20 protein-coding genes and 1 riboswitch are annotated in these 21,978 nt (G+C 62.6%); of the genes, 14 read left to right on the top strand and 6 right to left on the bottom strand.

Annotation, left to right across the window (positions count from 1 at the left end):
- Positions 1-93 precede the first annotated feature (93 nt).
- The 5 genes from EOC93_RS14640 (at position 94) to EOC93_RS14620 (ending at position 3,959) form a co-directional block, all read left to right on the top strand.
- Entirely contained in the window at positions 94-873 is a 780-nt protein-coding gene (locus EOC93_RS14640; protein ID WP_126106377.1) for a DUF1353 domain-containing protein, read from the top strand.
- A 9-nt stretch (positions 874-882) separates the two neighbouring features.
- Complete coding sequence (locus tag EOC93_RS14635) at positions 883-1,350, top strand: YaiI/YqxD family protein (RefSeq protein ID WP_095485585.1); 468 nt, start codon at positions 883-885, stop codon at positions 1,348-1,350.
- Between the two features lie 140 nt (positions 1,351-1,490).
- A complete protein-coding gene (locus EOC93_RS14630; RefSeq protein WP_126106376.1) occupies positions 1,491-2,174 on the top strand; it encodes a DUF1345 domain-containing protein in 684 nt (227 codons plus the stop codon).
- A 113-nt stretch (positions 2,175-2,287) separates the two neighbouring features.
- Positions 2,288-3,169, top strand: a complete 882-nt coding sequence (locus EOC93_RS14625) for a cytochrome b/b6 domain-containing protein (protein ID WP_127204962.1) — start codon at positions 2,288-2,290, stop codon at positions 3,167-3,169.
- 1 nt (position 3,170) lies between these two features.
- On the top strand, positions 3,171-3,959 hold the full coding sequence (locus EOC93_RS14620) for a molybdopterin-binding protein (protein WP_126106375.1): 789 nt from the start codon (positions 3,171-3,173) through the stop codon (positions 3,957-3,959).
- 96 nt (positions 3,960-4,055) lie between these two features.
- On the opposite strand, the gene EOC93_RS34445 is transcribed toward EOC93_RS14620, so the two are convergent.
- Complete coding sequence (locus EOC93_RS34445) at positions 4,056-4,658, bottom strand: DUF3011 domain-containing protein (protein WP_206532239.1); 603 nt, start codon at positions 4,656-4,658, stop codon at positions 4,056-4,058.
- Between the two features lie 84 nt (positions 4,659-4,742).
- On the opposite strand from EOC93_RS34445, the gene EOC93_RS14610 reads away from it, so the two are divergent.
- The 4 genes from EOC93_RS14610 (at position 4,743) to gcvP (ending at position 10,316) form a co-directional block, all read left to right on the top strand.
- Positions 4,743-5,573 (top strand): transporter substrate-binding domain-containing protein, encoded by an 831-nt coding sequence (locus EOC93_RS14610; protein ID WP_164759137.1) that lies wholly within the window; start codon positions 4,743-4,745, stop codon positions 5,571-5,573.
- Positions 5,574-5,761: 188 nt separating this feature from the next.
- A riboswitch (glycine riboswitch) is annotated at positions 5,762-5,848 on the top strand.
- A 148-nt stretch (positions 5,849-5,996) separates the two neighbouring features.
- The gene (gene gcvT, locus EOC93_RS14605; protein WP_126106373.1) at positions 5,997-7,112 is read left to right on the top strand and encodes a glycine cleavage system aminomethyltransferase GcvT; all 1,116 of its coding nucleotides are present in this window, start codon (positions 5,997-5,999) and stop codon (positions 7,110-7,112) included.
- Positions 7,113-7,120: 8 nt separating this feature from the next.
- Positions 7,121-7,489, top strand: a complete 369-nt coding sequence (gene gcvH, locus EOC93_RS14600) for a glycine cleavage system protein GcvH (RefSeq protein ID WP_095485586.1) — start codon at positions 7,121-7,123, stop codon at positions 7,487-7,489.
- Between the two features lie 16 nt (positions 7,490-7,505).
- A complete protein-coding gene (gene gcvP / locus EOC93_RS14595) occupies positions 7,506-10,316 on the top strand; it encodes an aminomethyl-transferring glycine dehydrogenase (RefSeq protein WP_126106372.1) in 2,811 nt (936 codons plus the stop codon).
- 91 nt (positions 10,317-10,407) lie between these two features.
- On the opposite strand, the gene EOC93_RS14590 is transcribed toward gcvP, so the two are convergent.
- Positions 10,408-11,580, bottom strand: coding sequence for a GGDEF domain-containing protein (locus tag EOC93_RS14590; protein ID WP_126106371.1), 1,173 nt, complete (start codon positions 11,578-11,580; stop codon positions 10,408-10,410).
- A gap of 265 nt (positions 11,581-11,845) precedes the next feature.
- On the opposite strand from EOC93_RS14590, the gene parE reads away from it, so the two are divergent.
- Together parE and EOC93_RS14580 are read left to right on the top strand one after the other, a co-directional pair.
- Positions 11,846-13,897 carry a DNA topoisomerase IV subunit B gene (gene parE / locus EOC93_RS14585; RefSeq protein WP_095485393.1) on the top strand — a complete coding sequence of 684 codons (2,052 nt, stop codon included), beginning with the start codon at positions 11,846-11,848 and terminating at the stop codon, positions 13,895-13,897.
- A 35-nt stretch (positions 13,898-13,932) separates the two neighbouring features.
- Positions 13,933-15,999, top strand: a complete 2,067-nt coding sequence (locus EOC93_RS14580; protein WP_126106370.1) for an FUSC family protein — start codon at positions 13,933-13,935, stop codon at positions 15,997-15,999.
- On the opposite strand, the gene EOC93_RS14575 is transcribed toward EOC93_RS14580, so the two are convergent.
- Positions 15,996-17,117: a DUF2336 domain-containing protein gene (locus EOC93_RS14575; protein WP_127204960.1), complete on the bottom strand. Its 1,122-nt coding sequence runs from the start codon at positions 17,115-17,117 to the stop codon at positions 15,996-15,998. The genes EOC93_RS14580 and EOC93_RS14575 overlap by 4 nt on opposite strands.
- 152 nt (positions 17,118-17,269) lie before the next feature.
- Here EOC93_RS14575 and EOC93_RS14570 point away from each other — a divergent pair, with 152 nt between their 5' ends.
- Together EOC93_RS14570 and EOC93_RS14565 are read left to right on the top strand one after the other, a co-directional pair.
- Positions 17,270-17,722, top strand: a complete 453-nt coding sequence (locus EOC93_RS14570) for a MaoC family dehydratase (RefSeq protein WP_095485396.1) — start codon at positions 17,270-17,272, stop codon at positions 17,720-17,722.
- Positions 17,723-17,725: 3 nt separating this feature from the next.
- Positions 17,726-18,607 carry a CoA ester lyase gene (locus tag EOC93_RS14565; RefSeq protein ID WP_126106369.1) on the top strand — a complete coding sequence of 294 codons (882 nt, stop codon included), beginning with the start codon at positions 17,726-17,728 and terminating at the stop codon, positions 18,605-18,607.
- A 14-nt stretch (positions 18,608-18,621) separates the two neighbouring features.
- Here EOC93_RS14565 and EOC93_RS14560 read toward each other — a convergent pair whose 3' ends face one another.
- Complete coding sequence (locus EOC93_RS14560; RefSeq protein WP_126106368.1) at positions 18,622-19,227, bottom strand: flavin reductase family protein; 606 nt, start codon at positions 19,225-19,227, stop codon at positions 18,622-18,624.
- Positions 19,228-19,812, bottom strand: coding sequence for a nitroreductase (locus EOC93_RS14555; RefSeq protein WP_126106367.1), 585 nt, complete (start codon positions 19,810-19,812; stop codon positions 19,228-19,230).
- Between the two features lie 159 nt (positions 19,813-19,971).
- On the opposite strand from EOC93_RS14555, the gene EOC93_RS14550 reads away from it, so the two are divergent.
- On the top strand, positions 19,972-20,937 hold the full coding sequence (locus tag EOC93_RS14550; protein ID WP_126106366.1) for a hypothetical protein: 966 nt from the start codon (positions 19,972-19,974) through the stop codon (positions 20,935-20,937).
- 51 nt (positions 20,938-20,988) lie between these two features.
- Here the strand turns inward: EOC93_RS14550 and EOC93_RS14545 are convergent, their stop codons facing one another.
- Positions 20,989-21,927 carry a GNAT family N-acetyltransferase gene (locus EOC93_RS14545; RefSeq protein WP_126106365.1) on the bottom strand — a complete coding sequence of 313 codons (939 nt, stop codon included), beginning with the start codon at positions 21,925-21,927 and terminating at the stop codon, positions 20,989-20,991.
- Positions 21,928-21,978 lie beyond the last annotated feature (51 nt).

Raw genomic sequence — 21,978 nt, 5'->3', positions numbered from 1 at the left:
AGGAAAAGACCGATTGTGCCCGCGAGACGCTGGTCTGCGCCTTCAATTAGAATATGATAAAATTTGGGTTTGATGATTTGAGGTCATGCCACCATGGTCAGAAAAGTTGTTCTCGTCGTCGGCATTTTAACTTTCATTTCTACTCTTCAAGCGCTCTCTCAATCGTTTCAGGGCTCTTTTGAATTTCGGTGGACAACAGATCCTCAAAATCAGCACCGCATTATGATGCTACTCTCAGACGCTTCTTTTACCGACAAAGCCGGAAAGATATGGAGCGTTCCCAAAGGCACAAATATTGATGGAGCATCTATTCCGGCGCCACTATGGTCATTCGCTGGCTCACCGTTTGTTGGAAACTACAGACGCGCCTCTGTTATCCACGACCGATTTTGCGACACCAAAACCGAACGCGCATCAGATGTTCACAAAATGTTTCGTGAAGCGATGGAGGCTGATGGCGTCGGGTATTTGGAGCGGCTAAGCAAATATATGGCTGTTAGCGCTTATAGCGTCGTCACCGGCGCATGCGGAAAAGAAGAAGACACGTTAAGAAAACTCTTTTCGTCGAACGACTTTCAAGGGGTGCTTAAAAGTGACGAGCTTTTTAAGCAGCTTGATACTTATAAGGTAGACATGAGAAAATTGGATACCGTTGCCTCAAGAGCTGACACTATTAAATCCATTGCCAAGATTGAAAATCCACTGACATTCGCGGCGCTAACTGAGTTTCGGCGTATCCCGTCCAACCAGAACTACGCGACGCTCGAAACAGCAATTAAGGCAGAGCAACCAACGGAAGCCGAGGCCGATCAACTGGTGTTGTTGGCAAACGCCACCGTTCCAGAAGGCAGTATTTCGTTGCCGGGGCAATAGACCTTGAATTTGACGCGCCCCGCCATTTATGTCGATGCTGATGCCTGTCCGGTGAAGGCCGAGGTCGAGAAAGTCGCCGAGCGCCATGGCGTCGTCGTCACCTTCGTCTCCAATGGCGGCCTGCGCCCGTCGCGTGATCCGATGGTCCGCAACGTCGTCGTGTCCAAGGGCGCCGACGCGGCGGACGACTGGATCGTCGACAATGCCAAGCCCAACGACATCGTGGTGACATCAGACATCCCGCTTGCCGCCCGCACGGTGGCGCTCGGCGCCCATGTGCTTGGGCCGACCGGGCGCCCGTTCACGCCGGAAACGATCGGCATGGCGGTGGCGATGCGCGACCTCAAGCAGCATCTGCGCGAGACCGGCGAGAGCAAGGGCTACAATGCCAGTTTCGCGCCGCAGGACCGCTCGCGGTTTCTCGGCGAGCTCGACCGCATCTTGCGGCGTGCGCTGAAATCCGCCGCACTGGGTTAGCGCTTCGACCTCGAACCGGACGTCAGCGCAGCAAAACCGGGAATCGATCTTCGGCATCATGCGCACAGGCAAAAGTGCTATAATGTCCGAGTCCTAAAAGACGAGCGGCGGTAAGACGGACCGCCATCAGGGGCCGGGCCATGACGACCGAGACGCCGCTGAAGAAACCACTGCATCGCCACATGCAGTTCGCGGTGTCGGCCTGCATCGGTGTAGTGGCACTGGCGATCGCGTTGGTTTTGCGCGCACCCATCGCCTATTCGATCGGCGCCAATGCGTTCTTCGCCGCCTACACCGTCATCGTCGTCGCCCAGATGCCGCTGCTCACCGGCCGCTATCTGAGCAAGAATGCCCGCGCCACCGACCAGCCGGTGCTGGTCATCTTTGCCGTGACGCTGATTGTCGTCGCCGTCGCCATCGTCTCGTTGTTCCAGTTGATCAATCGAGGGGGCAGCCCACATCCTGTCGAACTCACCTTCGCGCTGGTATCGATCCCGCTCGGCTGGTTCACCATCCACGCCATGACGGCGCTGCACTACGCACATGTTTATTGGCTGAACGATGAAGAGACCGACCCCGGCAGCAAAGCGAAGCAGAAAAAGCCCGTCGGCGGCCTCGTATTTACCGGTAAGGAGCGGCCGGACGGCTGGGATTTCCTCTATTTCTCGACCACCGTCGGCATGACCTCACAGACCTCCGATACCACTGTCTCGACCACGCATATGCGTCGCATCGTGCTTTTGCATTCGATCGTGTCGTTCTTTTTCAATACAGTGATCGTCGCAGCAGCGGTCAACCTCGCCGTCAGTCTTGGAAGCCAGTAGTATCGGGTAGCTCGTAATAATTCCGTGATCGGATGAAACATCGCTTTGGCTGGCAACGTATTGGGAGGAGAACGATCGGAAAGGCCGACTGAGCGGCCGGGAGACGCGAAAAAATGGAATCGGTTGCCAGGAGCCAATCCGCCATCGAGCCAGATACTGCCGCGCCGAAGGATGCAACGCTGATCTACCGGCAGTCGCGCTGGACGCGGCTGACGCATTGGCTCTGGGCCATCTCGCTGTTCTTCATGCTGCTTTCCGGCCTGCAGATCTTCAACGCCCGCCCCCAGCTCTATATCGGCAAGGAGTCGGGATTCGCCTATGACAACACCATCTTTGCCATCGGCGCCGAGAACACCGCAAACGGCCCGCGCGGCTACACCGAAATCTTCGGCAAGCGCTTCGATACGACCGGTGTGCTCGGCTGGTCGGGACCGGCGGGTCGGGAGACGTCCCGGGCTTTCCCGTCTTGGGCGACGATCCCCTCCTATTACGACCTCGGCACCGCCCGCGTCGTCCATTTCTTCTTCGCCTGGATACTAACCACGACGCTGGTCGTGTGGCTGGTCGCCAGCCTCATCAACGGCCATCTGCGCCGCGATCTTGCCCCGCGCATCGACGATCTCAGGCGTTTGCCGCGAGACATCGCCGATCATGCCAGGTTCAAGTTCCGTCACAGACGCGAATACAACACGCTGCAGAAGATGGCCTATGGCGGCGTCATGTTCGTGCTGCTGCCGCTGATGATCGTCACCGGCCTTGCCATGTCGCCGAGCATGAACGCGGTGCTGCCGTTCCTCAACGATCTGCTTGGCGGCAGGCAGACGGCGCGGACGATCCATTTCATCGTGATGCTGCTGCTCGTCGCCTTCTTCATCATCCATATCCTGATGATCTTCGCCGCCGGCCCGATCAACGAGCTGCGTTCCATCATCACCGGCTGGTACCGAACCGACCCGCCGGCGCATGGCAGCAAGACGCCTCAGAGGAGTGCGTGAGATGGCGAAGTTTGTGATCAGCCGCAGAAAATTCCTGACCTCGGCCAGCCTCGGCGTCTCCGGTATCATGCTCTCGGGTTGTGACGCCTTCGACAGCCAGCTTCGCGTCGGCGACGGCCTGCGCAGCTTCCTCGAAGGCGCCAACGGCCTGACCTGGCGCGCGCAACGCCTGCTTGCCGGCGATTCGCTGGCGCCGGAATTCACCGAAGCCGACATCCGCCAGCCGCAGCGGCCGAACGGCGTCACCGCGCCGGACGACGATGTCTACAAGGGCCTGCTCGCCAACAATTTCGCCGACTGGCGGCTCGAGGTTTCCGGCCTCGTCGAAAAGCCGCTGTCGCTGACCCGCGAGCAGCTAATGAACATGCCGAGCCGCACCCAGATCACCCGCCACGACTGCGTCGAAGGCTGGAGTTGCATCGCCAAATGGACCGGCACGCCGCTGTCGCTGGTGCTTGATCAGGCGGTGGTCAAGCCGCAGGCGCGCTACGTCATGTTCCATTGCCTCGACACGATCGACCGCAGCCTGTCCGGCGACATCAAATATTACGGCTCGATCGACCTGGTCGATGCCCGTCACCCGCAGACGATCCTAGCCTATGGCTTGAACGGCAAGCCGCTGCCGGTCGAGAACGGCGCGCCGTTGCGTGTCCGCGTCGAGCGCCAGATCGGCTACAAGATGCCGAAATATCTCACCAAGATCGAACTGGTCGACGGTTTCGCCACTATCGGCGGCGGCAAGGGCGGTTATTGGGAGGACAATGGCTACGACTGGTACGGCGGCATTTGACCGCAGAGCATGATCCCGAACCGAAGGTCAGCGCAGCAAAAAGTGAGAACCGGTTTTTGGAAAAAGATCATGTTCAAAGGAAAGTAGGCGCGATGCTCAGTAACTGTCATCGCTGTCATCGCCATCGCTGCGCAGGGCCGGATTCAAGTCCGGATTGTCATCGGGGGTGACAAGCTTGCCCAGTCCGTGCGGGCCCTGATAGTTGCCGTGCGTGTCGAAATTCGGATTGCCCTGATTGTCGAATTGCGGCGTCGGATCGATCCATTGGTCGTCACGGCGATGGCGCGGCTTCGGGTAATAACTGTCGGAATGGTGGCGATGGGAGTTGTTATTGTCTAGAATGGCGCCAACCACGCCGCCGACGATTATAGCCGCGGCCAGGTCGCCGGCAGAAGGGTTGCGGCCGGAGCCGGCGACCAGGAATTCCGCCGAGCAGCCATCATCGACCCAAATGCCGCCGCGGTCATAATCCCAGCTTCTGCCTTGGACGCAGCGCGACTTCGAAAGCTGAGAGGCCAATTGCACGCCGCGCCGCGTGTCGACACCGCAGTAGGAATAGCGGTGGTTCACACTGGAGCAGACCACGCGTCTGGCGCCTGCCGCCTGCGCGGTGTCGGGCAGCAGCGAGAGCTTCGCCGGATTGCCTAGGGTGCAGGCCAGGAACACCATCGAGCCGCTCATCGCCATCCGTGCCGACATTGCAATTCTCCAACCCGATCCGCTATCGACAGAATGGCATCCTCGTGTAAATCTGACAACCAGGCGGTTGCAGCGGGATTCATCATGCACTCAAAAATGATCGCCACGATTGCACTTGCGCTTTCCGCCTGGCTGGCGTTGGCGGCGCCATCCGCCTGGGCGGACGACAGTCTCAAGCACATCATCGACCAGAAGACGCTGACGGTCGGTGTGGCGCTCAATCCACCATGGATCCTCAAGAAAGCCGACGGCAAATTCGCAGGCTACGATGTCGACCTGACCAGCGCGCTTGCGTCCGACCTTGGCGTCGACCTGAAGCTGGTCGAAGTGCCTTGGAACGATCTCAAGGCACGGCTGCTCAAGGGCGATTTCGACATGATTGCGGCGGGCTACGCCAGCACTCCGGAACGTGCGCGCGAAGTGGTATTCTCCGACCAGACAGGCGCTGCCGATATTCGCATGGTGGCGACGATCGCCAGCCTCGGCAAAAAGCCGGGAAAGGCGGTGGCCGCGCCGGGATACAAGATCGCCGTGCTTTCCAATTCCACGGATGAAGCCGCCGCGAAGGAAGCATTCCCCAAGGCGACCATCCTCTCCTTCGACAATACATCAGATGTTTTCGCCGCGGTCATCGGCGGCGAGGCACAGGCGATGGTCGCCACATCGCCAACGCCGCAGATGGCCGCCAGGCTCTATGATGCGAAGTTGACAATGGTGGGTGGCCCGCTGTTGCGGACGCCGGAGGCGTTTGCGATGCGGCCGGACGATATCCGCCTGATCCAATACGTCAACAACTGGATTGACGCGCGTACCGCAGATGGCGCCATCACCGGCGTGCGCCGCTACTGGTTCGGCAGTTTCAAATGGATGTCGCGGTTCGACACCAGCGCCAAGCCGGAGCCTGCCAAGCAATAGTTTTGCGACAGTTCGAGGGTCCTGGCCGGGGTGCAGCCGTCTAGGCGACCTTGTCGCCCAGCGCCCCGAGCGCCGGATGGATTTCCGGCGTGGTTGTTAGCGAAGACTTGTCGGTAAGGTGTCGCTGGCAGGTGACAAGGTGTCGTCCACAGGCTATGGATGACGAGTCGAGGGCTCAAATTGAGTCCTACCTGTTTGCGGGAGAGAGCAGCGAGAGCTGCCGCCGAAGGGGAAATCGCCCGAAATCTCTCAGGCAAAAGAACCGTAGACGGGAAAGACACTCTGGAAAGTCGGGGCTTGCCCCCGCGCCGAAGGTGTAAGCGCTGCCGACAGAGTTACGGGGCGCGAGTCTCTCAGGCTTCAGACAGAGGGGCACGGACTGGCCGCCATTCGCGGCCGATTGCGTGCGACTCTGGAGACGACATGACGGGCGACATCAAACACCTTCCCCTCGAAGACCTTCACGTGGCCGCCGGTGCGCGCTTTGGCGCGTTCGCCGGCTGGTCGATGCCGCTGACCTATCCGGCCGGCGTGATGAAGGAGCACCTTCAGACCCGCGAGCATGCCGGCCTGTTCGACATCTCGCACATGAAGCTGTTCGAGATCAGTGGGCCGGGCGCTGAGGCACTGCTCAATCGTGCCTGCCCGTTCGACGCCGGCGCGCTTGAGATTTCCCAGTCCAAATACACGTTCTTTCTCAACGAAGCGGCCGGCATCATCGACGATCTGATCGTCACCAGGCTCGGCCAGCAACGCTTCATGGTTGTCGCCAATGCCGGCAATGCCGAAGCCGACGACAAGCACCTGCGCGCACTTGCCCTGGATTCTGAAACAAAGGGGGTTTTTGATGCCAAGGTGGACGCACTCGACCGCGTCTTCCTGGCGATCCAGGGGCCCGAAGCCTGGGCCGCCCTGTCCCGCGCCGGCATCGAGACCGGATCGCTGCTGTTCATGCATGGCTTTGAGCCCCGCGAAAACTGGTTCATGAGCCGGTCGGGCTACACCGGCGAAGACGGTTTCGAGATCGGCCTGCCGGAAGCCGACGCGCGAGATCTCGTCGCCAGGCTGCTCGAGGACGAGCGCGTGATGTGGGTTGGGTTGGCCGCCCGTGACAGCCTGCGGCTCGAAGCAGGCCTGTGCCTGCACGGGCTGGACATCACACCGGAGATCGACCCGGCCAGCGCCGGGCTGATGTGGGCGATTCCGAAGGAGGTTCGCGCCTCTGGCACTTTCATCGGTGCCGACGCATTGCGTGCGATCCTGGAGCGCGGCCCGGCGCAAAAACGCGTCGGCCTGAAACCGCAAGGTCGACAGCCTGTGCGGGCTGGAGCGTCGCTTTTCAATGCGGTTGGGAAACCGGTCGGACATGTCACCTCCGGCGGCTTTGGCCCTTCGGCAGGTTTTCCCGTCGCCATGGGTTACGTCGAAACGCCGTTGGCTTCATCGACAAGCCCACTCTTCGCCGACGTTCGCGGGACGAAAATCCCGATCGATATCAATCCCCTGCCCTTCACGCCGCATCGCTATCGCAAAGGATGAATCTTCTCATGGCAAAAACCTATTTCACCGAAGATCACGAATGGCTCCGCGTCGAAGGCGGTGTCGCCACCGTTGGCATCACCGACTACGCACAGGAGCAACTCGGCGATCTCGTCTTCGTCGAATTGCCGGAGCTTGGGAAAAAGCTGGCCAAGGGCGATACCGCCGTCGTGGTCGAATCCGTCAAGGCGGCATCGGACGTCTATGCACCGGTCGACGGCGAGATCACCGAGGCAAACACCTCGCTCTCGTCTGATCCGTCCCTGGTAAATTCCGCGGCGACCAGCGACGGCTGGCTGTGGAAGATGAAGCTGGCCGATGAAAGCCAGCTCGAAGGCCTCCTGGATGAGGCCGCCTACAAAGCCCATATTGGTTGATAGCAGGATCAAGAAGATGACTGCAGCATCTTACCCCTTCTCGGCCCGCCATATCGGCCCCGGCCTCAATGATGTCAGAGCCATGCTGGCGACGATCGGCGTTCCCTCAGTCGAGACCCTGATTAGCCAGGCTGTGCCGAAATCGATCCGGCTCGACCAGCCGCTGGCCTTGCCCGCACCGGCGAGCGAAGCGGAGGCGCTGGCCGAGCTTTCAGCGACAATGGCAAAAAACACGGTGCTGAAGAGCTTCATCGGCGCCGGCTACCACGGCGTGCACGTGCCGCCGGTCATCCAGCGCAATCTGTTCGAGAACCCGGCCTGGTATACGGCCTACACGCCCTACCAAGCCGAGATCAGCCAGGGCCGGCTCGAAATGCTGTTCAATTTCCAGACGCTGGTCACTGAGCTGACCGGCCTGCCGGTAGCGTCGGCCTCGCTGCTCGACGAAGCGACGGCGGTGGCCGAGGCGGTCGGCATTGCGTTGCGCCATCACCGCGACAAGCGGACCAAGGTGGCGCTTGCCGGCACGCCGCATCCACAGACGCTAGACGTCGTGCGCACCCGTGCCGAGCCGCTCGGCATCGAGGTCGACGGCGACACGATCGACGACAACACCGCCGCTCTGCTGGTCTCCTGGCCTGATACGTTTGGCGTCTATGGCGACCATAAGGCAGCAATCGAGAAGGCCCGCGCCACCGGCGCGCTGGTCGTCTTCATTGCCGATCCGCTCGGGCTGACGCTGACCGACGCGCCGGCTAGGCTTGGCGCCGACATCGCTGTCGGCCCAATGCAGCGCTTCGGCGTGCCGATGGGCTTTGGTGGGCCGCACGCCGCTTATTGCGCCGTCTCCGACAGGCTGACGCGGCTGATGCCCGGCCGCCTCGTCGGCCAGTCGACCGACAGCAAAGGCCGCGCCGGCTATCGTCTCGCCTTGCAGACGCGCGAACAGCATATCCGTCGCGACAAGGCGACCTCCAACATCTGCACGGCGCAGGCGCTGCTCGCCAACATGGCGACGGCCTATGCGATCTGGCATGGCCCTGCCGGCCTGCAGGCGATTGCCGGCCGAATCCATGCATTGGCCAACCGCTTGGCAGCCGGCCTTAGGGCATCAGGCGTTTCTGTCGTTGGCGCAAGCCGCTTCGACACGGTGACGGTGGAAGAGAAAGGCAGAGCCGGCGCGATCGCCGCCGCTGCTGAAAAGACCGGCCGGCTGCTGCGTGTCATCGACGCCGACCACATCGGCATCAGCTTCGATGAGACCTCGACCGACGCCGATCTGGACGCGATCGCGGCGCTGTTTGGCGCCAAGGCGGGCGCCGCTGCCGGCAGCACCATGCCCGGACAGCCGCGCGGCAAGGAGTTTCTCACGCAGCCGGTGTTCCACGACAACCGTTCGGAAACCGAGATGATGCGCTTCCTGCGCCGGCTGGCCGACAAGGACTTGGCGCTCGACCGCGCCATGATCCCACTCGGCTCCTGCACGATGAAGCTCAACGCCGCCGCCGAGATGATGCCGGTGAGCTGGCCAAGCGTCGCCAATCTGCATCCGTTCGCGCCGGCCAGCCATTCGGCAGGCTACCGCGCTATGGTCGGCGAACTGGAAGGCTGGCTGTCGGAGATCACCGGCTTCGATGCGGTCAGCCTGCAGCCCAATGCCGGCAGCCAGGGAGAGTATGCCGGATTGCTCGCCATTCGCGCCTATCACCGCTCGCGCGGCGAAGGCCATCGCACCGTCTGCCTGATCCCGTCCTCCGCGCATGGCACCAATCCGGCGAGTGCGGCGATGGCCGGCATGAGCGTTGTCGTCGTGCGCTGCACCGAGGACGGTAATATCGACATGGACGATATGAGTGCCAAGGCCAATGAGCATTCCAAGAATCTCGCGGCGCTGATGTTCACCTATCCCTCGACGCATGGGGTATACGAGGAAGGCGCGCGCCATCTCTGCGCCCTCATCCATGAGCATGGCGCACAGGTCTATTTCGACGGCGCCAACCTCAACGCCTTGGTCGGCCTCGCTCGCCCCGGCGACATCGGCGCCGATGTCTGTCACATGAACCTGCACAAGACCTTCTGCATCCCGCATGGCGGCGGTGGCCCAGGCGTCGGCCCGATCGGCGTAAGGGCGCACCTCAAGCCCTATCTGCCGGGCCATGTCACCGAAGGCTCGGCGCATGCCGTGTCGGCCGCACCGTTCGGCAGTGCTTCCATCCTGCCGATCACCTGGATGTATATCCGCATGATGGGCGCCTCCGGCCTGAAGCAGGCGACCGAGACGGCGATCGTTTCCGCCAACTACGTCGCGACGCGGCTCGCCCCGCACTTCCCGCTCCTCTACAAGGGCCGGCACGATCGCATCGCCCATGAGTGCATCCTCGACACCCGCGTGCTCAAGGAGAGCTCCGGCATCAGCGTTGACGATATCGCCAAGCGGCTGATCGACTATGGCTTCCATGCGCCGACCATGTCGTTTCCGGTGGCCGGCACGCTGATGGTCGAGCCGACCGAGTCCGAGCCCAAGAGCGAACTCGATCGCTTCTGCGATGCGATGATCGCGATCTCGGGCGAGGCGGCCAAGGTGGCGAAAGGCGAATGGCCCTTGACCGACAATCCGCTGGTCAATGCGCCGCATACCGCCGCCGAGGCGCTGGCTGGCCAGTGGACCCATCCCTATTCGCGCCTGGAGGCGGCCTATCCGGCCGGCGATGCCGACACATCAGCCAAATACTGGCCGCCGGTGTCGCGCATCGACAATGTCGCCGGCGACCGCAACCTCGTCTGCTCCTGCCCGCCGCTGTCGGAATATCTGGGCGCGGCGGAGTAGACCATGATCCCAAACCGAAGGTCAGCGCAGCAAAAAGTGGAATCCGGTCTTCGGACAAGATCATGGTCTAACAAGAAGATAGAAGCCTCAATCAGGCAGAACGCAAGGCCGGCGCATCGGCCTTGCTCGCCTTGTTGTGGGAGACGACGCGATTTCGCCCGGCGCGCTTTGCCGCATAGAGTGCGGCGTCGGCTTCCGCCAACACATCGTCGAGACTGGTGCCGCCGGTCCCGCCGAAGCCGATGCCGCCGCTGACCGTGCTGCGCAACGGACCAAGCTGGGTGGCCACGACTTCCGCGCCGAAGGCGACGCTGATCTTGCTCGCAATGTCGTAAGCCTTCTCTTCCGTCATCCGCGACATGACCAGCACGAATTCCTCGCCGCCCAGCCGGAAGGCGTCGACGCCGGTCCTGGCGTATTTCCTGATGACAGCGGCGAAGCGGCGCAGAACCTGATCGCCGACCGGATGACCGAATACATCGTTGGTTCTCTTGAAGTGGTCGAGGTCGAACATGGCCACGGACATGAACGGACCGAAGACCCGCTCGCCGTAGAATGCCGTCAACGCCCGCCGGTTCATCAGCCCGGTCAATGGGTCGGTCATGGTCTCGGCCTTCAATTCGATCTGCGCCTGTAAATGGTGCAGGGAGAGCGTCAGTGCCCCGAGCCCGGTCATGCAGGCGACCGCCACGACGGAGTTCAACCGTTCGGCCCAATTGTCGGGCGCAACGCCGAGCATCCATTGGCCCTTGACCAGCAGGACCGCGCCGCAAAGTACGAAGGATAGCGCACAGATGCCGCTCAGGAACGAAACGACCAGCAGAATCCGGCGATCGTGACCACCGCCCTTGATCCAGAACATCACCCCGATAAGCGAGAGCAGCGCCGTTACCGTCGCGTAGGTGACGATGAAACCGACACCGTCGAGGCCGAAATACGTCGCGCCTGCGCAAACAGCCATCGCAGCCAAGGTCGGCAGGATGGCGCGCCTGTAGTCGCGCACGCCGAGATACTGCATGGCCGACAGGCAGATGATCAGAAAGCCCAGGCTGAGAAGCGCAAGCACAATCTGGCAAAGCCAGGGGCTGGGATGCCTGGCATAATGCCAGAACAAGACCACATGCGCGACGAGCACGAGAATGCCGCAAGCCACCGTCAGGACGAAGCGGGCCTGCGGCGCGGCGAACCATATCGCAAACATGGTGATGCTGAGGCACATGCCCGACAGCGCCGCCGCGAGCAGGAGCGAACTGTAATCCAACATGCGTAAGCGACAGCCTCTTGAGAGTTCCGCTGCATTCTAGGGAGGCGGCAGTCTGCGGATACCGTTTTCAGCCAACCTTCCGATGCAACCTTCGGAAAAGGTTTACAAAGCGTCGATGCGCTCGACGCATTTCCGCCGCTTGGTTGTCGAATGGTTTTGCGGTAAGAGGCTCAATCCTCGAACGTAACAGGAACCTCCGTCGCCTGCCCGCAAAAAGCGTGGCAGTATCGGGTGGTGATTCGCAGCATCGGAATCCAGGACCAGCATGGACGACAATAACGATCTTTTCGGCACTATGGACAAGCAGCCGCAACCGGTTCGCGCCACCGCGCGCCCGGCCGACCCGCTGGTGCAGGCGGCGAAGCGCCCGGCATCCCGCGACGGCAGCGAGAGCTACAGTGCCGCCGACATCGAGGTTCTCGAAGGGTTGGAGCCGGTGCGGCGGCGGCCCGGCATGTATATCGGCGGCACCGACGACAAGGCGATGCACCATCTGTTCGCCGAGGTCATCGACAATTCGATGGACGAGGCGGTAGCCGGCCACGCGACTTTCATCGATGTCGAGCTTTCAGCCGACGGATATCTGGCCGTGACCGACAATGGCCGCGGCATTCCGGTCGATCCGCATCCGAAATTCAAGAAGCCGGCGCTCGAAGTCATCATGACGACGCTGCATTCGGGCGGCAAGTTCGACTCGAAGGTCTACGAGACCTCAGGCGGCCTGCACGGCGTCGGCGTCTCCGTCGTCAACGCGCTGTCGGACCATCTCGAGGTCGAGGTCGCACGCGGCCGCCAGCTCTATCGCCAGCGTTTTTCACGCGGCGTTCCGGTGACCGGTCTCGAGCAGCTCGGAGAGGTGCATAACCGCCGCGGCACCAAGATCCGCTTCCATCCCGACGAGCAGATCTTCGGCAAGGGTGCTGCTTTCGAGCCGGCGCGGCTCTACCGCATGACGCGCTCGAAGGCCTATCTGTTCGGCGGCGTCGAGATCCGCTGGACCTGCGACCCCTCGCTGATCAAGGAGAAGGACACGACGCCGGCCAAGGCCGAGTTCCATTTTCCCGGTGGCCTAAAGGACTATCTAAAAGCGTCGCTCGGCGACGAATTCCAGGTCACCCGCGAAATCTTCGCCGGCAAGAGCGACAGGCAAGGCGGCCACGGCTCGCTCGAATGGGCGGTGACCTGGTTCGGCGGCGATGGATTCCTCAATTCCTACTGCAACACCATTCCGACCGGCGAAGGCGGCACGCACGAGGCCGGCTTCCGTAACGTCTTGACGCGAGGCTTGCGCGCCTACGCGGATCTGGTCGGCAACAAGCGCGCTTCGATCGTCACCTCGGAAGACGTCATGATCTCGGCGGCGGGCATGCTGTCGGTGTTCATCCGCGAGCCGGAATTCGTCGGCCAGACCAAGGACAGGCTGGCGACGATCGAGGCGATCAGGATCGTCGAGACCGCTATCCGAGACCCCTTCGATCACTGGCTAGCCGACAACCCGCAGGAAGCCTCAAAACTGCTCGAATGGGTGATCGCGCGTGCCGACGAACGGGTGCGCCGCCGGCAGGAAAAGGAAGTCTCGCGCAAGAGCGCGGTGCGCAAGCTGCGCCTGCCCGGCAAGCTCGCCGACTGCACGCAGAATGCCGCTGCCGGCGCCGAACTCTTCATCGTCGAGGGCGATTCGGCCGGCGGCTCGGCAAAACAGGCGCGCGACCGCGCCAGCCAGGCGGTGCTGCCGCTGCGTGGAAAGATCCTCAACGTCGCCAGCGCCGGCAACGACAAGCTGGCCGGCAACCAGCAGATTTCGGACCTGATCCAGGCGCTTGGCTGCGGCACGCGCTCGAAGTACCGCGACGCGGATCTGCGCTACGACCGGGTCATCATCATGACCGACGCCGACGTCGACGGCGCCCACATCGCTTCGCTGCTGATCACCTTCTTCTATCAGGAGATGCCGAGCTTGGTCCACGGCGGCCATCTCTATCTGGCGGTGCCGCCGCTCTACTCGATCCGGCAAGGCGGCAAGGTCGCCTATGCCCGCGACGATGCGCACAAGGACGAACTTCTGCGCACCGAATTCACCGGGCGCGGCAAGGTCGAGATCGGCCGCTTCAAGGGGCTGGGCGAAATGATGGCCGCCCAGCTCAAGGAAACCACCATGGACCCGAGGAAGCGCACGCTGCTCAGGGTCGATGTGATCGACGCCGAGGCCGCAACCAAGGATGCGGTCGACGCATTGATGGGCACCAAGCCGGAAGCCCGCTTCCGCTTCATCCAGGAACGCGCGGAGTTCGCCGAGACGGAAGTGCTGGATATCTGAGCTAACTCGCTCGCGTCGAATGCGGAGATGAGCGTGTGACCTGGGACCGGCTGCGCAGCGATCTTGCCGCGAGGTTCGCCGGCGTCACGCGACCGACGCACTCGGATTGGATTTTCGCTCTGCGCACGGTTTCGGCCGGGCTGATCGCACTTCTCGCCGCCTACGCGCTCAAGCTCGACCACCCGCAATGGGCGATGATGACGGTGTTCATCGTTGCCCAGCCGGTCGCCGGCATGGTGCTGGCGAAAGGTTTTTACCGGCTGCTCGGCACACTGGCCGGCGCGCTGGCGGCGATCGGCACCACCACGGTCTTTGGCGCCAACCTCTGGCTGCTCGTCACGGTGCTTGCCGTCTGGATCGGCCTTTGTACCCTCGTCTCGTCGCTGCTGCGCAACCCGGAAGCCTATGGCGCTGCGCTTGCCGGCTACACGGCGATGATCATCGGCCTGCCGGCTTTCGGCCAGCCACATCTCGTCGTCGATCTCGCCGTGGCGCGCTGTGGGGAGATCGTGCTTGGCATCGTCTGCGCCGCACTGACCAGCCGGCTGATCCTGCCGAAACTGGCGGCTGACGCCATCATCGGCAGGCTGAAGCGCTGCATCCTCGACCTTGCCGTCTATGCTGGCGGCGCGTTCTCCGACAGCGATGCGGCAACCCTTGCCAACCTGCACCGAAAGCTGGTCGCAGACGCCCAGACGCTGGGTGAAATGCGCGCCTATGCGAGGCTGGAAGCGCCGAGCTTCGCGACGCGCGCCTATCCGGTCCGCCGCACTATCGGCCAGCTTTTGTCGGCGCTGTCGGCGGCGCGCGCTCTGTATGCCCATGCCGCACCGAAAAACGCAGTCCTCATACCCGTGCGCACCGAGCTGAAGGTTTTCGTCGGCGAATTGGCAGAAAAACCGGGTGCGCTGGACGACACAGCACCCTGGATAGCGCGGCTCGACGCGATCGTTGCCGAAGCACGGCGGATGCCCGACATGCCCGCCGCAAAAGGCGATGACAGGGCAGGCGCAGTCACCCGCCTCACCATCGCCGCCGATTTCGCGGAGGCCCTGAAGCAAGTGCTGCGCGGCCTGGACGCCTTACGAGCGCCGGCCCCGCGCCTTACGCGTGAACGCAGGCAGCCGGCGCTGGTCGTGCACCGCGACTACCATGCGGCGTGGCGAAACGCCGTGCGCGCGGCACTTGCGACACTGCTGGTCGCCGCTTTCTGGCTGACGACAAAATGGTCCGAAGCGGCGGGCACGGTCATCCTTGTCGCCGTCGTCTCCAGCCTGTTTGCCGCGCGCCCCGATCCCGTGCAATCGGCCTGGGGCTTCTTCAAGGGGACGTTGCTGGCCCTGCCCTTCGCATTTCTCGTCGGTCAGGTCGCGCTCCCCGCTCTGCCCGGCTTCGGCTGGTTCACGCTCTTCGTCGTGCCGATCCTGGTTCCCGCGGCGCTGGCGATGGCCAATCCGCGCTATGTCGGCGTGGCAACCGCCTTCGCCATCAATTTCCTTGCCTTCCTCAGCCCACATCAGGCCATGACCTACGACCCCGGACCGTTTTTCGCCGGTTCGGCATCGATCTTGGTCGGCATTCTTCTGGCGATCGGCGTCTTCCTCACGGTACTGCCCGCCGATCCGTGGGTCACCGTCGGCCGTATCGTGCGAGCCATGCGGGAAGATCTGGCGCGCCTCTGCCTGCATGAGCGCGTGCCGAGACGCGAGGCCTTCGAAAGCCTCGCCTACGACCGGGTCAACCAGTTGATGCCGCTCATGCAGCGCACCGGCAGCAAAGGCGACGCCGTTCTCGGCGGCAGCATAGCCGCAGTCACGGTTGGCATCGAGATCCTGCGGCTGCGCAATGCGCAGCAAAGTTCAGCGATTCCCGCCGAACCCGCGCTTTCGATCACTAGTTTCCTGCGAGGACTGGCGCGCGAACTGCTTTTCCGGCGAGCCGGCGAGCCGCAAACGGCGACCATCACTGTCGCGCGGCAATATGCGGCTGGCATCGCCGAGCGAAGCGAGGCGGCCGACATGCTGCAGATAGCGGCCTCATTGCGCATCATCGCCGCGGCGATCGAGGATTTTCCGGATTTCTTCGCGAAGGATAGGGTCTAAGCCGCCGCTATCGCCAGCGCATGGCCGCGCGCATTTTCGCGCAGCGCATCGAGATGGATCGATTTGACCAGTCCGGCGAGATCGCCTTGGGCGGACTGCCCGCCGAGTTCCTTCAGCATCAGCCAACTGACTTCCTGGACGCCGGCCAGGCGCTTGCCATTGGCAACCTCGCGCCAGATCTTCAGCGCACGCAGAATGATCGCGTGCGTGATCGCGGCAAGGCCGGCACTGCGGAACAGCGCCTGCAGCGCCACGTCGTGCCCGCCGGCCAGAAGCGCCCTCACCCGTTGTTCGGATTGCTGGCTGAGCGCGACCAGCGCCGAACCGAAGAAATCGACCTTGCCATGCGCGATGGTGCGAATGATGAAGCTTGCGGTCAGGTCGCCGCGCAGGCGCAGATGCTCGATGAGCGCCGCATGTTCTTCGTGGCGGGTGCCTTCGATCAGCGTCACGGAAGCCTTGACGCAGGCATCGCGCATGACGCGCTCGGCTCTGGCTGCGCCCATAAGAGCCACGACAAGCGGAGATCCTTTTAGGGTTTCTCCGAGCTTAACCAGAAGCATATGCCGGCAATCAGCGGGCAGCCGCGCATCCGATATCAGCGCCTCGCGCACCAAAGGCAGATGGCCATGGCGTTCCGCGATACGGCGGAAGCTGAGTGAAGCGATGTCGGCGCCGCTGTTGGCGAGAAGCGTGGCGCAGGCTTCCGGCTCGCCGATTTCGGCAATCGCCGCGGCGACCGCCATGGAGACGCGCGGACGATCCGCGATCAATTTCTGCGTCGCGTTCTGGCCTCCGGCGATGCGGTCGATCAGGTCGGCGTCGGTAAGAAGCGGCGAACGCGCCAGCACCAGGCTCGCGACCTCCGGCTGATCGGACGCCAGCGCGCTGATGATCTGCAGCGGCGCGTGATGGCTCATCGACAGCGCTTCCGCAATCGCCAGCCGCACTTTGGACGAGGCATCGTCGAGCAGCAGGGTCAGCGCGGCCTCCGCCGCGCAGCGGTCCTCGAAAGGCAGATCGGCATTGATGTAGGCGCGGGCCAGAGCACTTGCTGCCGCAGCGCGCTCCGAGACCCTTGCCGTGTAGATCCATTTCAGGAAATGCGAAACAACCATGCCGTCCGCTACGCCCCTGGCCCGAGTCCGTTCCCGCCCCAGGGAAGACCGTAGGCAGAAATGGTTTACGAACGGTTCACCATGTTTGTTAACTGGCTTGCGAGCGCGGTATGCAGCGCCTATCAACCCTTGAAGAACGAAGGAGATCGACCATGGCCGGGCTTTATCTGGAAGAGTTCGTCGTCGGCCATGTCTTCCGGCACACGCTGCGTAAAACCGTTACCGAAAGCGACAATATGCTGTTTTCGGTAATGACGCTGAATCCGCAGCCGCTGCACATCGATTTCGACTTCGCTGCTAAGAGCGAATGGGGCAAGCCGCTGGTCAATTCGCTGTTCACGCTCGGCCTGATGATCGGGATTTCGGTGAACGACATCACCGTCGGCACCACCATCGCCAATCTCGGTATGAAGGAGACGGTGTTTCCGCATCCGGTGTTCCACGGCGACACCATCCGCGTCGAGACCACGGTGGTGTCGGTGCGCGACTCCAAGTCGAAGCAGGACCGTGGCATCGTCGAGTTCGAGCACCGCGCCTACAACCAGAACGATGTGCTCGTCGCCAAATGCACAAGGCAGGCGATGATGATGAAAAAAGCGGCCTGACCGATGCGTTCGTTGCTCTTCGTTCCCGGCGATTCCGAAAAGAAGCTGGAAAAGGCGTTTGGCGCCGGCGCCGACGTGGTCATCGTCGATCTCGAGGATTCGGTCGCGTCACAAAACAAGGCTTTGGCACGCGACATCGCCGCACGCTTCATCACCGAACAACGGCATCAAACCAAGTCCGCGGTCTATATACGCATCAACGATCTCTCGACCGGCTTGCCGGACGACGATCTGGCGGCACTAGTTCCGGCAAAGCCCGACGGCATCATGCTGCCGAAGTCGAACAGCGGACAGGATGTCCAGCATCTCTCGGCAAAACTCAGGGTGCACGAGGCCGAAGGCGGGCTGCCCGATGGTGCAATAAAAATCCTGCCAATCATCACCGAAACAGCCGCTGGCGTGCTGGCGGCTGCGACCTACGCCAACGCAAGTGCGCGGCTCGTCGGCGTCACTTGGGGCGCGGAAGATCTATCGGCCGCGATCGGTGCGCGCACGGCGCGCGACGAGAACGGCCGCTACACCGATGTGTTCCGTTTCGCCCGCACCATGACCATCCTCGCCGCAAGTGCTGCGGAAGTCGCGGCGATCGACACGATTTTTCCCAGTTTTCGCGACATGGCGGCCTTCGAGGCGGAATGCGCCAAGGCAGAGCGCGACGGCTTTACCGGCAAGATGGCGATCCATCCGACACAGGTGCCGGTCATCAACGCCGCCTTCACGCCGTCGACCGAGGCGGTGAAACACTCCATGGCGATCATTGCCGCATTCGAAGCGGCTGGAAATCCCGGCGTGGTCGGCATCGACGGCAAGATGTACGACCGGCCGCATCTCAAGCTGGCCGAGCGGCTTCTGGCGCGAGCCAGAGCGGCAGGAATCTCTGTTTAGTCTTTTCCCCAGCCCTAATCTTTTCCCCAACGAGGCCGGCGCATCGAGAATATCTCGCTGACGCTGGCATAGTCCATATAGCCGAGACGGCCGACATTGCCCGCCCTGACGATATCGAACATGCCGTCGTTCAGGAATGCGTCGTCGATATGCACGCCGACAACTTCGCCGGCAACGACGACGGCGCTCGTCGTCCCGTCCAGCGCCTTTGGCCGCAAGATCTCCGTCACCCGGCATTCAAGCGCCGCCGGCGCTGCCGCCACGCGGGGCGGCGCAACAAGACGCGACGGCGCCATGGCGAGATCGGCATAGTCGAATTCGCTGACGCCGCGCGGCGCATCGACCGCCGTGCGGACCATTTTTTCCGCGAGATCGCGGCTGACGAGATTGGCGACGAACTCGCCTGTCTCTTCGGCGAAGGTGGCGCTGTCCTTCTCGCCTTCGGACGAAAACCAGACGATGAAGGGTCGCGTCGAAAAAGCATTGAAGAAGGAATAAGGAGCGAGGTTGAGCTTGCCGGCCTTGTTCACCGTCGAGATCCAGCCGATCGGCCGTGGCGCCACGATCGCCTTGGACGGGTCATGCGGCAGCCCGTGACCTTTTGACGGCTCGTAAAACATTCAGCCGACCCAAGGCCCGGCATAATCGGCATAGAGTTTTGCCGGATCAGGCCGCGGCCGCTCCGGCGCCGGCCCTTGATAGGAGCCGACATGGACGAAGCCGACGACGCGCTCGTGCGGCGCCAGCCCTAGGATCGCCCTGCCCTCCGGCACATCGGAATACCAATTGCTGATCATGTTGGTGCCATAGCCCAGCGCATTGGCTGATATCATGAGGTTCATCGCCGCCATGCCGCCGGACAGGAACATTTCCCATTGCGGGATTTTTGGGTTGTCCTTCGGGCTCGACACCACGCCGATCACCAGCGGCGCGCGTGAAAAACGCGCCAGTTCCTGGCTGCGGCGGCCTTCCGGCAGCGGCCCTTCGCGCTGTTCGGCAAGTGCTGCCAGCTTCTTGCCGATCTCGACGCGTGCCTCGCCCCGGTAGAGGATGAAGCGCCAAGGCTCGAGGCGGCCGTGGTCCGGCACCCGCGAGGCAGCGGCAATCATCGTCGAGATGTCAGCGTCGCTGGGCGCCGGTTCCTTCAATTCCGGGATCGGTGCGGAATTTCGGGTCAGCAGAAAGTCGATGATCGGCGACGCCATGGGCGCTAGTCTCCTGGTGGAATTTGAGCTGAAGCGCACCATCGGGACATCGGGCGGCTCGGGCATTGGCGCGGCGCGCCGGACAAAGAGTTCTCTAGCAGAAGCTGATCGGACTCTTAAGCCTTGAAATTGCCACCGCCTTGGGCTTCAACGCAAGGCATGTTTGAGGGGACATTCCGTCTTTTCCTGATCTTGCTCGCTGCCGCACTGTTGATGGTGCCGGTTTCGCTTGCCGTCGCGCAGGATGTGGACGGCCTCGGCGATCTGAAGCTTCCCGGAATTTCGAGCTACGCACCTCCGAAAAGCGAGACATCGCTGGCACTGGGGAGCAGTGGGGCGATCACGCTGTCGGCGCAATTGACCGACAAGGGCGCCGACATCACGCGCGGCATCGTCTGGCGCGTCTTCAAGCCTGAGCCCACTGGCGACGGCAAGCTGCCGATGGTCGCCTCCGCCCATGGCGGCAGCGCGGTGTTTCAGCTCGAGCCCGGCAGCTATCTGGTTCATGCCTCCTATGGCCGGGCCGGCGCCACCAAGCGCATCACCGTCGGCAAGGACGCCAAGCGCGAAAGCCTCGTGCTCGATGCCGGCGGACTCAAGCTCGATGCCGTGCTGTCGGGCGGGGTGCGCATACCGCCGAAGAAACTGCGCTTTTCGATCTATGAGGGCCAGGCCGAAGCCAATCACGATCGCGCCCTGATCATACCCGACGTCGAGCCGAACAGCGTCGTGCGGCTGAACGCGGGCGTCTACCACGTCGTCTCGACCTATGGCTCGGTGAATGCGGTCATCCGCTCTGACATCCGCGTCGAGGCCGGCAAGCTGACCGAAGCGGCCGTCGAGCATCGTGCGGCGGAGATGACCATGAAGCTAGTACGCGAGCCGGGTGGAGAGGCGATTGCCGACACCTCCTGGTCGTTGCTCAACGAATCCGGCGATCCCATCAAGGAAACCGTCGGCGCCTTTGCTTCGATGGTGCTTGCCGAGGGCGACTACACCATCATCGCCAAGAACCGCGACCGCATCTACCAGAAGGATTTTACGGTCGTGGCCGGGCAGAACCAGGAAATCGAGGTTCTCGCCACGGAAGCCTCGGCGATCGATCCCCAAGAAGGCGCAGACTGAACGGCCCGGACACTGCCGTCCAAGTTTAGGATCCGCCGCATGGTTTGCCGATCAGGCCGCCTTGCGCATGCGTCGCGGCAGGAACTGGCCGCGGCCGCGCGATTCGGTGGGCGCCAGATCGAAAACGCCACGATGGAGGCGGTCGAGCAAAGCCTTGCGGTCGCGCAGCGGCTCCAGTTCGTCCCATCCCAGCACGTCGCCGACGCGCACGTCGATTGACTTGCCGGACAGCCGCGCGAATTCGTGGATGAGCAGCGAAGTACGTAGCGTCAGCGAAGCCCTGCCGACGAACTTCGCCACGCGCCCGTCACGCTCAGCCATATTCATCGGTCCGCTGACCAGGTGAAACAGCCGGCCGTTCTGACCGGAAAAATGCATTGGGATAACCGATGCCTTGGCATCCTGGACGAGACGGGCCGGAAACATTTTCCATGGCAGATCGCGCGCCCGGCCAAAACCTTTCGGCGCGGTGGCGACGCCGCCCGCAGGGAAGACGACGATGATGACGCCCTCCTTCAGCAACCGCACCGCCTCATGGCGCACCGCCATGTTGTTCTTCAGCGCGTCCTTGGTCTCGGAAAAGTCGATCGGCAGCGAATAGGGCTCCATCTCGCGGATCTTGAGCAGATCCTTGTGGATCATGACACGGAACGGGCGCTGAAGCTGCTCGGCCAGCGAGAGCACCGCAATGCCATCGCCGATGCCGAACGGATGATTGGCGACGATCACCAACGGCGTGCCGGGCAGGTTTGCCGGCGGCCATTGGCCGGCGGTCCGCACCCGGACGTCGATCAGTTCCAGCATGCGGCTGAACACGCGCTCGTCGGTCGGCACCACATGGCGGCGCCAAAAATCATAGAGCGCCGCGAAACGATCGCGGCCGGACAGGCCTTCGATGGAATGGATGAACCAGCGCGTCAATGCCGGCTGATGCGGACTGGCATAGGAAAGCTCGGGAAACGGTCTTTCGCGCATCTTCAGCTTGAGCATGAGGGCTCGTTACAAGGCTGGCGTGACAAGCATGTGAAATGGCGGGGATTT

This window comes from Mesorhizobium sp. M6A.T.Ce.TU.002.03.1.1 (assembly GCF_003997275.1).
Lineage (GTDB): Bacteria > Pseudomonadota > Alphaproteobacteria > Rhizobiales > Rhizobiaceae > Mesorhizobium > Mesorhizobium mediterraneum.
This window is presented reverse-complemented; position numbering and strand designations above follow the sequence as displayed.

Excerpts from the sequence above, each read along its gene's own strand:
- EOC93_RS14640 (WP_126106377.1), top strand. The coding sequence starts at position 94 with ATGGTCAGAAAAGTTGTTCTCGTCGTCGGCATTTTAACTTTCATTTCT.
- EOC93_RS14630 (WP_126106376.1), top strand. The coding sequence starts at position 1,491 with ATGACGACCGAGACGCCGCTGAAGAAACCACTGCATCGCCACATGCAG.
- EOC93_RS14625 (WP_127204962.1), top strand. The coding sequence starts at position 2,288 with ATGGAATCGGTTGCCAGGAGCCAATCCGCCATCGAGCCAGATACTGCC.
- EOC93_RS14620 (WP_126106375.1), top strand. The coding sequence starts at position 3,171 with ATGGCGAAGTTTGTGATCAGCCGCAGAAAATTCCTGACCTCGGCCAGC.
- EOC93_RS34445 (WP_206532239.1), bottom strand. The coding sequence starts at position 4,658 with ATGTCGGCACGGATGGCGATGAGCGGCTCGATGGTGTTCCTGGCCTGC.
- EOC93_RS14610 (WP_164759137.1), top strand. The coding sequence starts at position 4,743 with ATGCACTCAAAAATGATCGCCACGATTGCACTTGCGCTTTCCGCCTGG.
- gcvT (WP_126106373.1), top strand. The coding sequence starts at position 5,997 with ATGACGGGCGACATCAAACACCTTCCCCTCGAAGACCTTCACGTGGCC.
- gcvH (WP_095485586.1), top strand. The coding sequence starts at position 7,121 with ATGGCAAAAACCTATTTCACCGAAGATCACGAATGGCTCCGCGTCGAA.
- gcvP (WP_126106372.1), top strand. The coding sequence starts at position 7,506 with ATGACTGCAGCATCTTACCCCTTCTCGGCCCGCCATATCGGCCCCGGC.
- EOC93_RS14590 (WP_126106371.1), bottom strand. The coding sequence starts at position 11,580 with ATGTTGGATTACAGTTCGCTCCTGCTCGCGGCGGCGCTGTCGGGCATG.
- parE (WP_095485393.1), top strand. The coding sequence starts at position 11,846 with ATGGACGACAATAACGATCTTTTCGGCACTATGGACAAGCAGCCGCAA.
- EOC93_RS14575 (WP_127204960.1), bottom strand. The coding sequence starts at position 17,117 with ATGGTTGTTTCGCATTTCCTGAAATGGATCTACACGGCAAGGGTCTCG.
- EOC93_RS14570 (WP_095485396.1), top strand. The coding sequence starts at position 17,270 with ATGGCCGGGCTTTATCTGGAAGAGTTCGTCGTCGGCCATGTCTTCCGG.
- EOC93_RS14565 (WP_126106369.1), top strand. The coding sequence starts at position 17,726 with ATGCGTTCGTTGCTCTTCGTTCCCGGCGATTCCGAAAAGAAGCTGGAA.
- EOC93_RS14560 (WP_126106368.1), bottom strand. The coding sequence starts at position 19,227 with ATGTTTTACGAGCCGTCAAAAGGTCACGGGCTGCCGCATGACCCGTCC.
- EOC93_RS14555 (WP_126106367.1), bottom strand. The coding sequence starts at position 19,812 with ATGGCGTCGCCGATCATCGACTTTCTGCTGACCCGAAATTCCGCACCG.
- EOC93_RS14550 (WP_126106366.1), top strand. The coding sequence starts at position 19,972 with ATGTTTGAGGGGACATTCCGTCTTTTCCTGATCTTGCTCGCTGCCGCA.
- EOC93_RS14545 (WP_126106365.1), bottom strand. The coding sequence starts at position 21,927 with ATGCTCAAGCTGAAGATGCGCGAAAGACCGTTTCCCGAGCTTTCCTAT.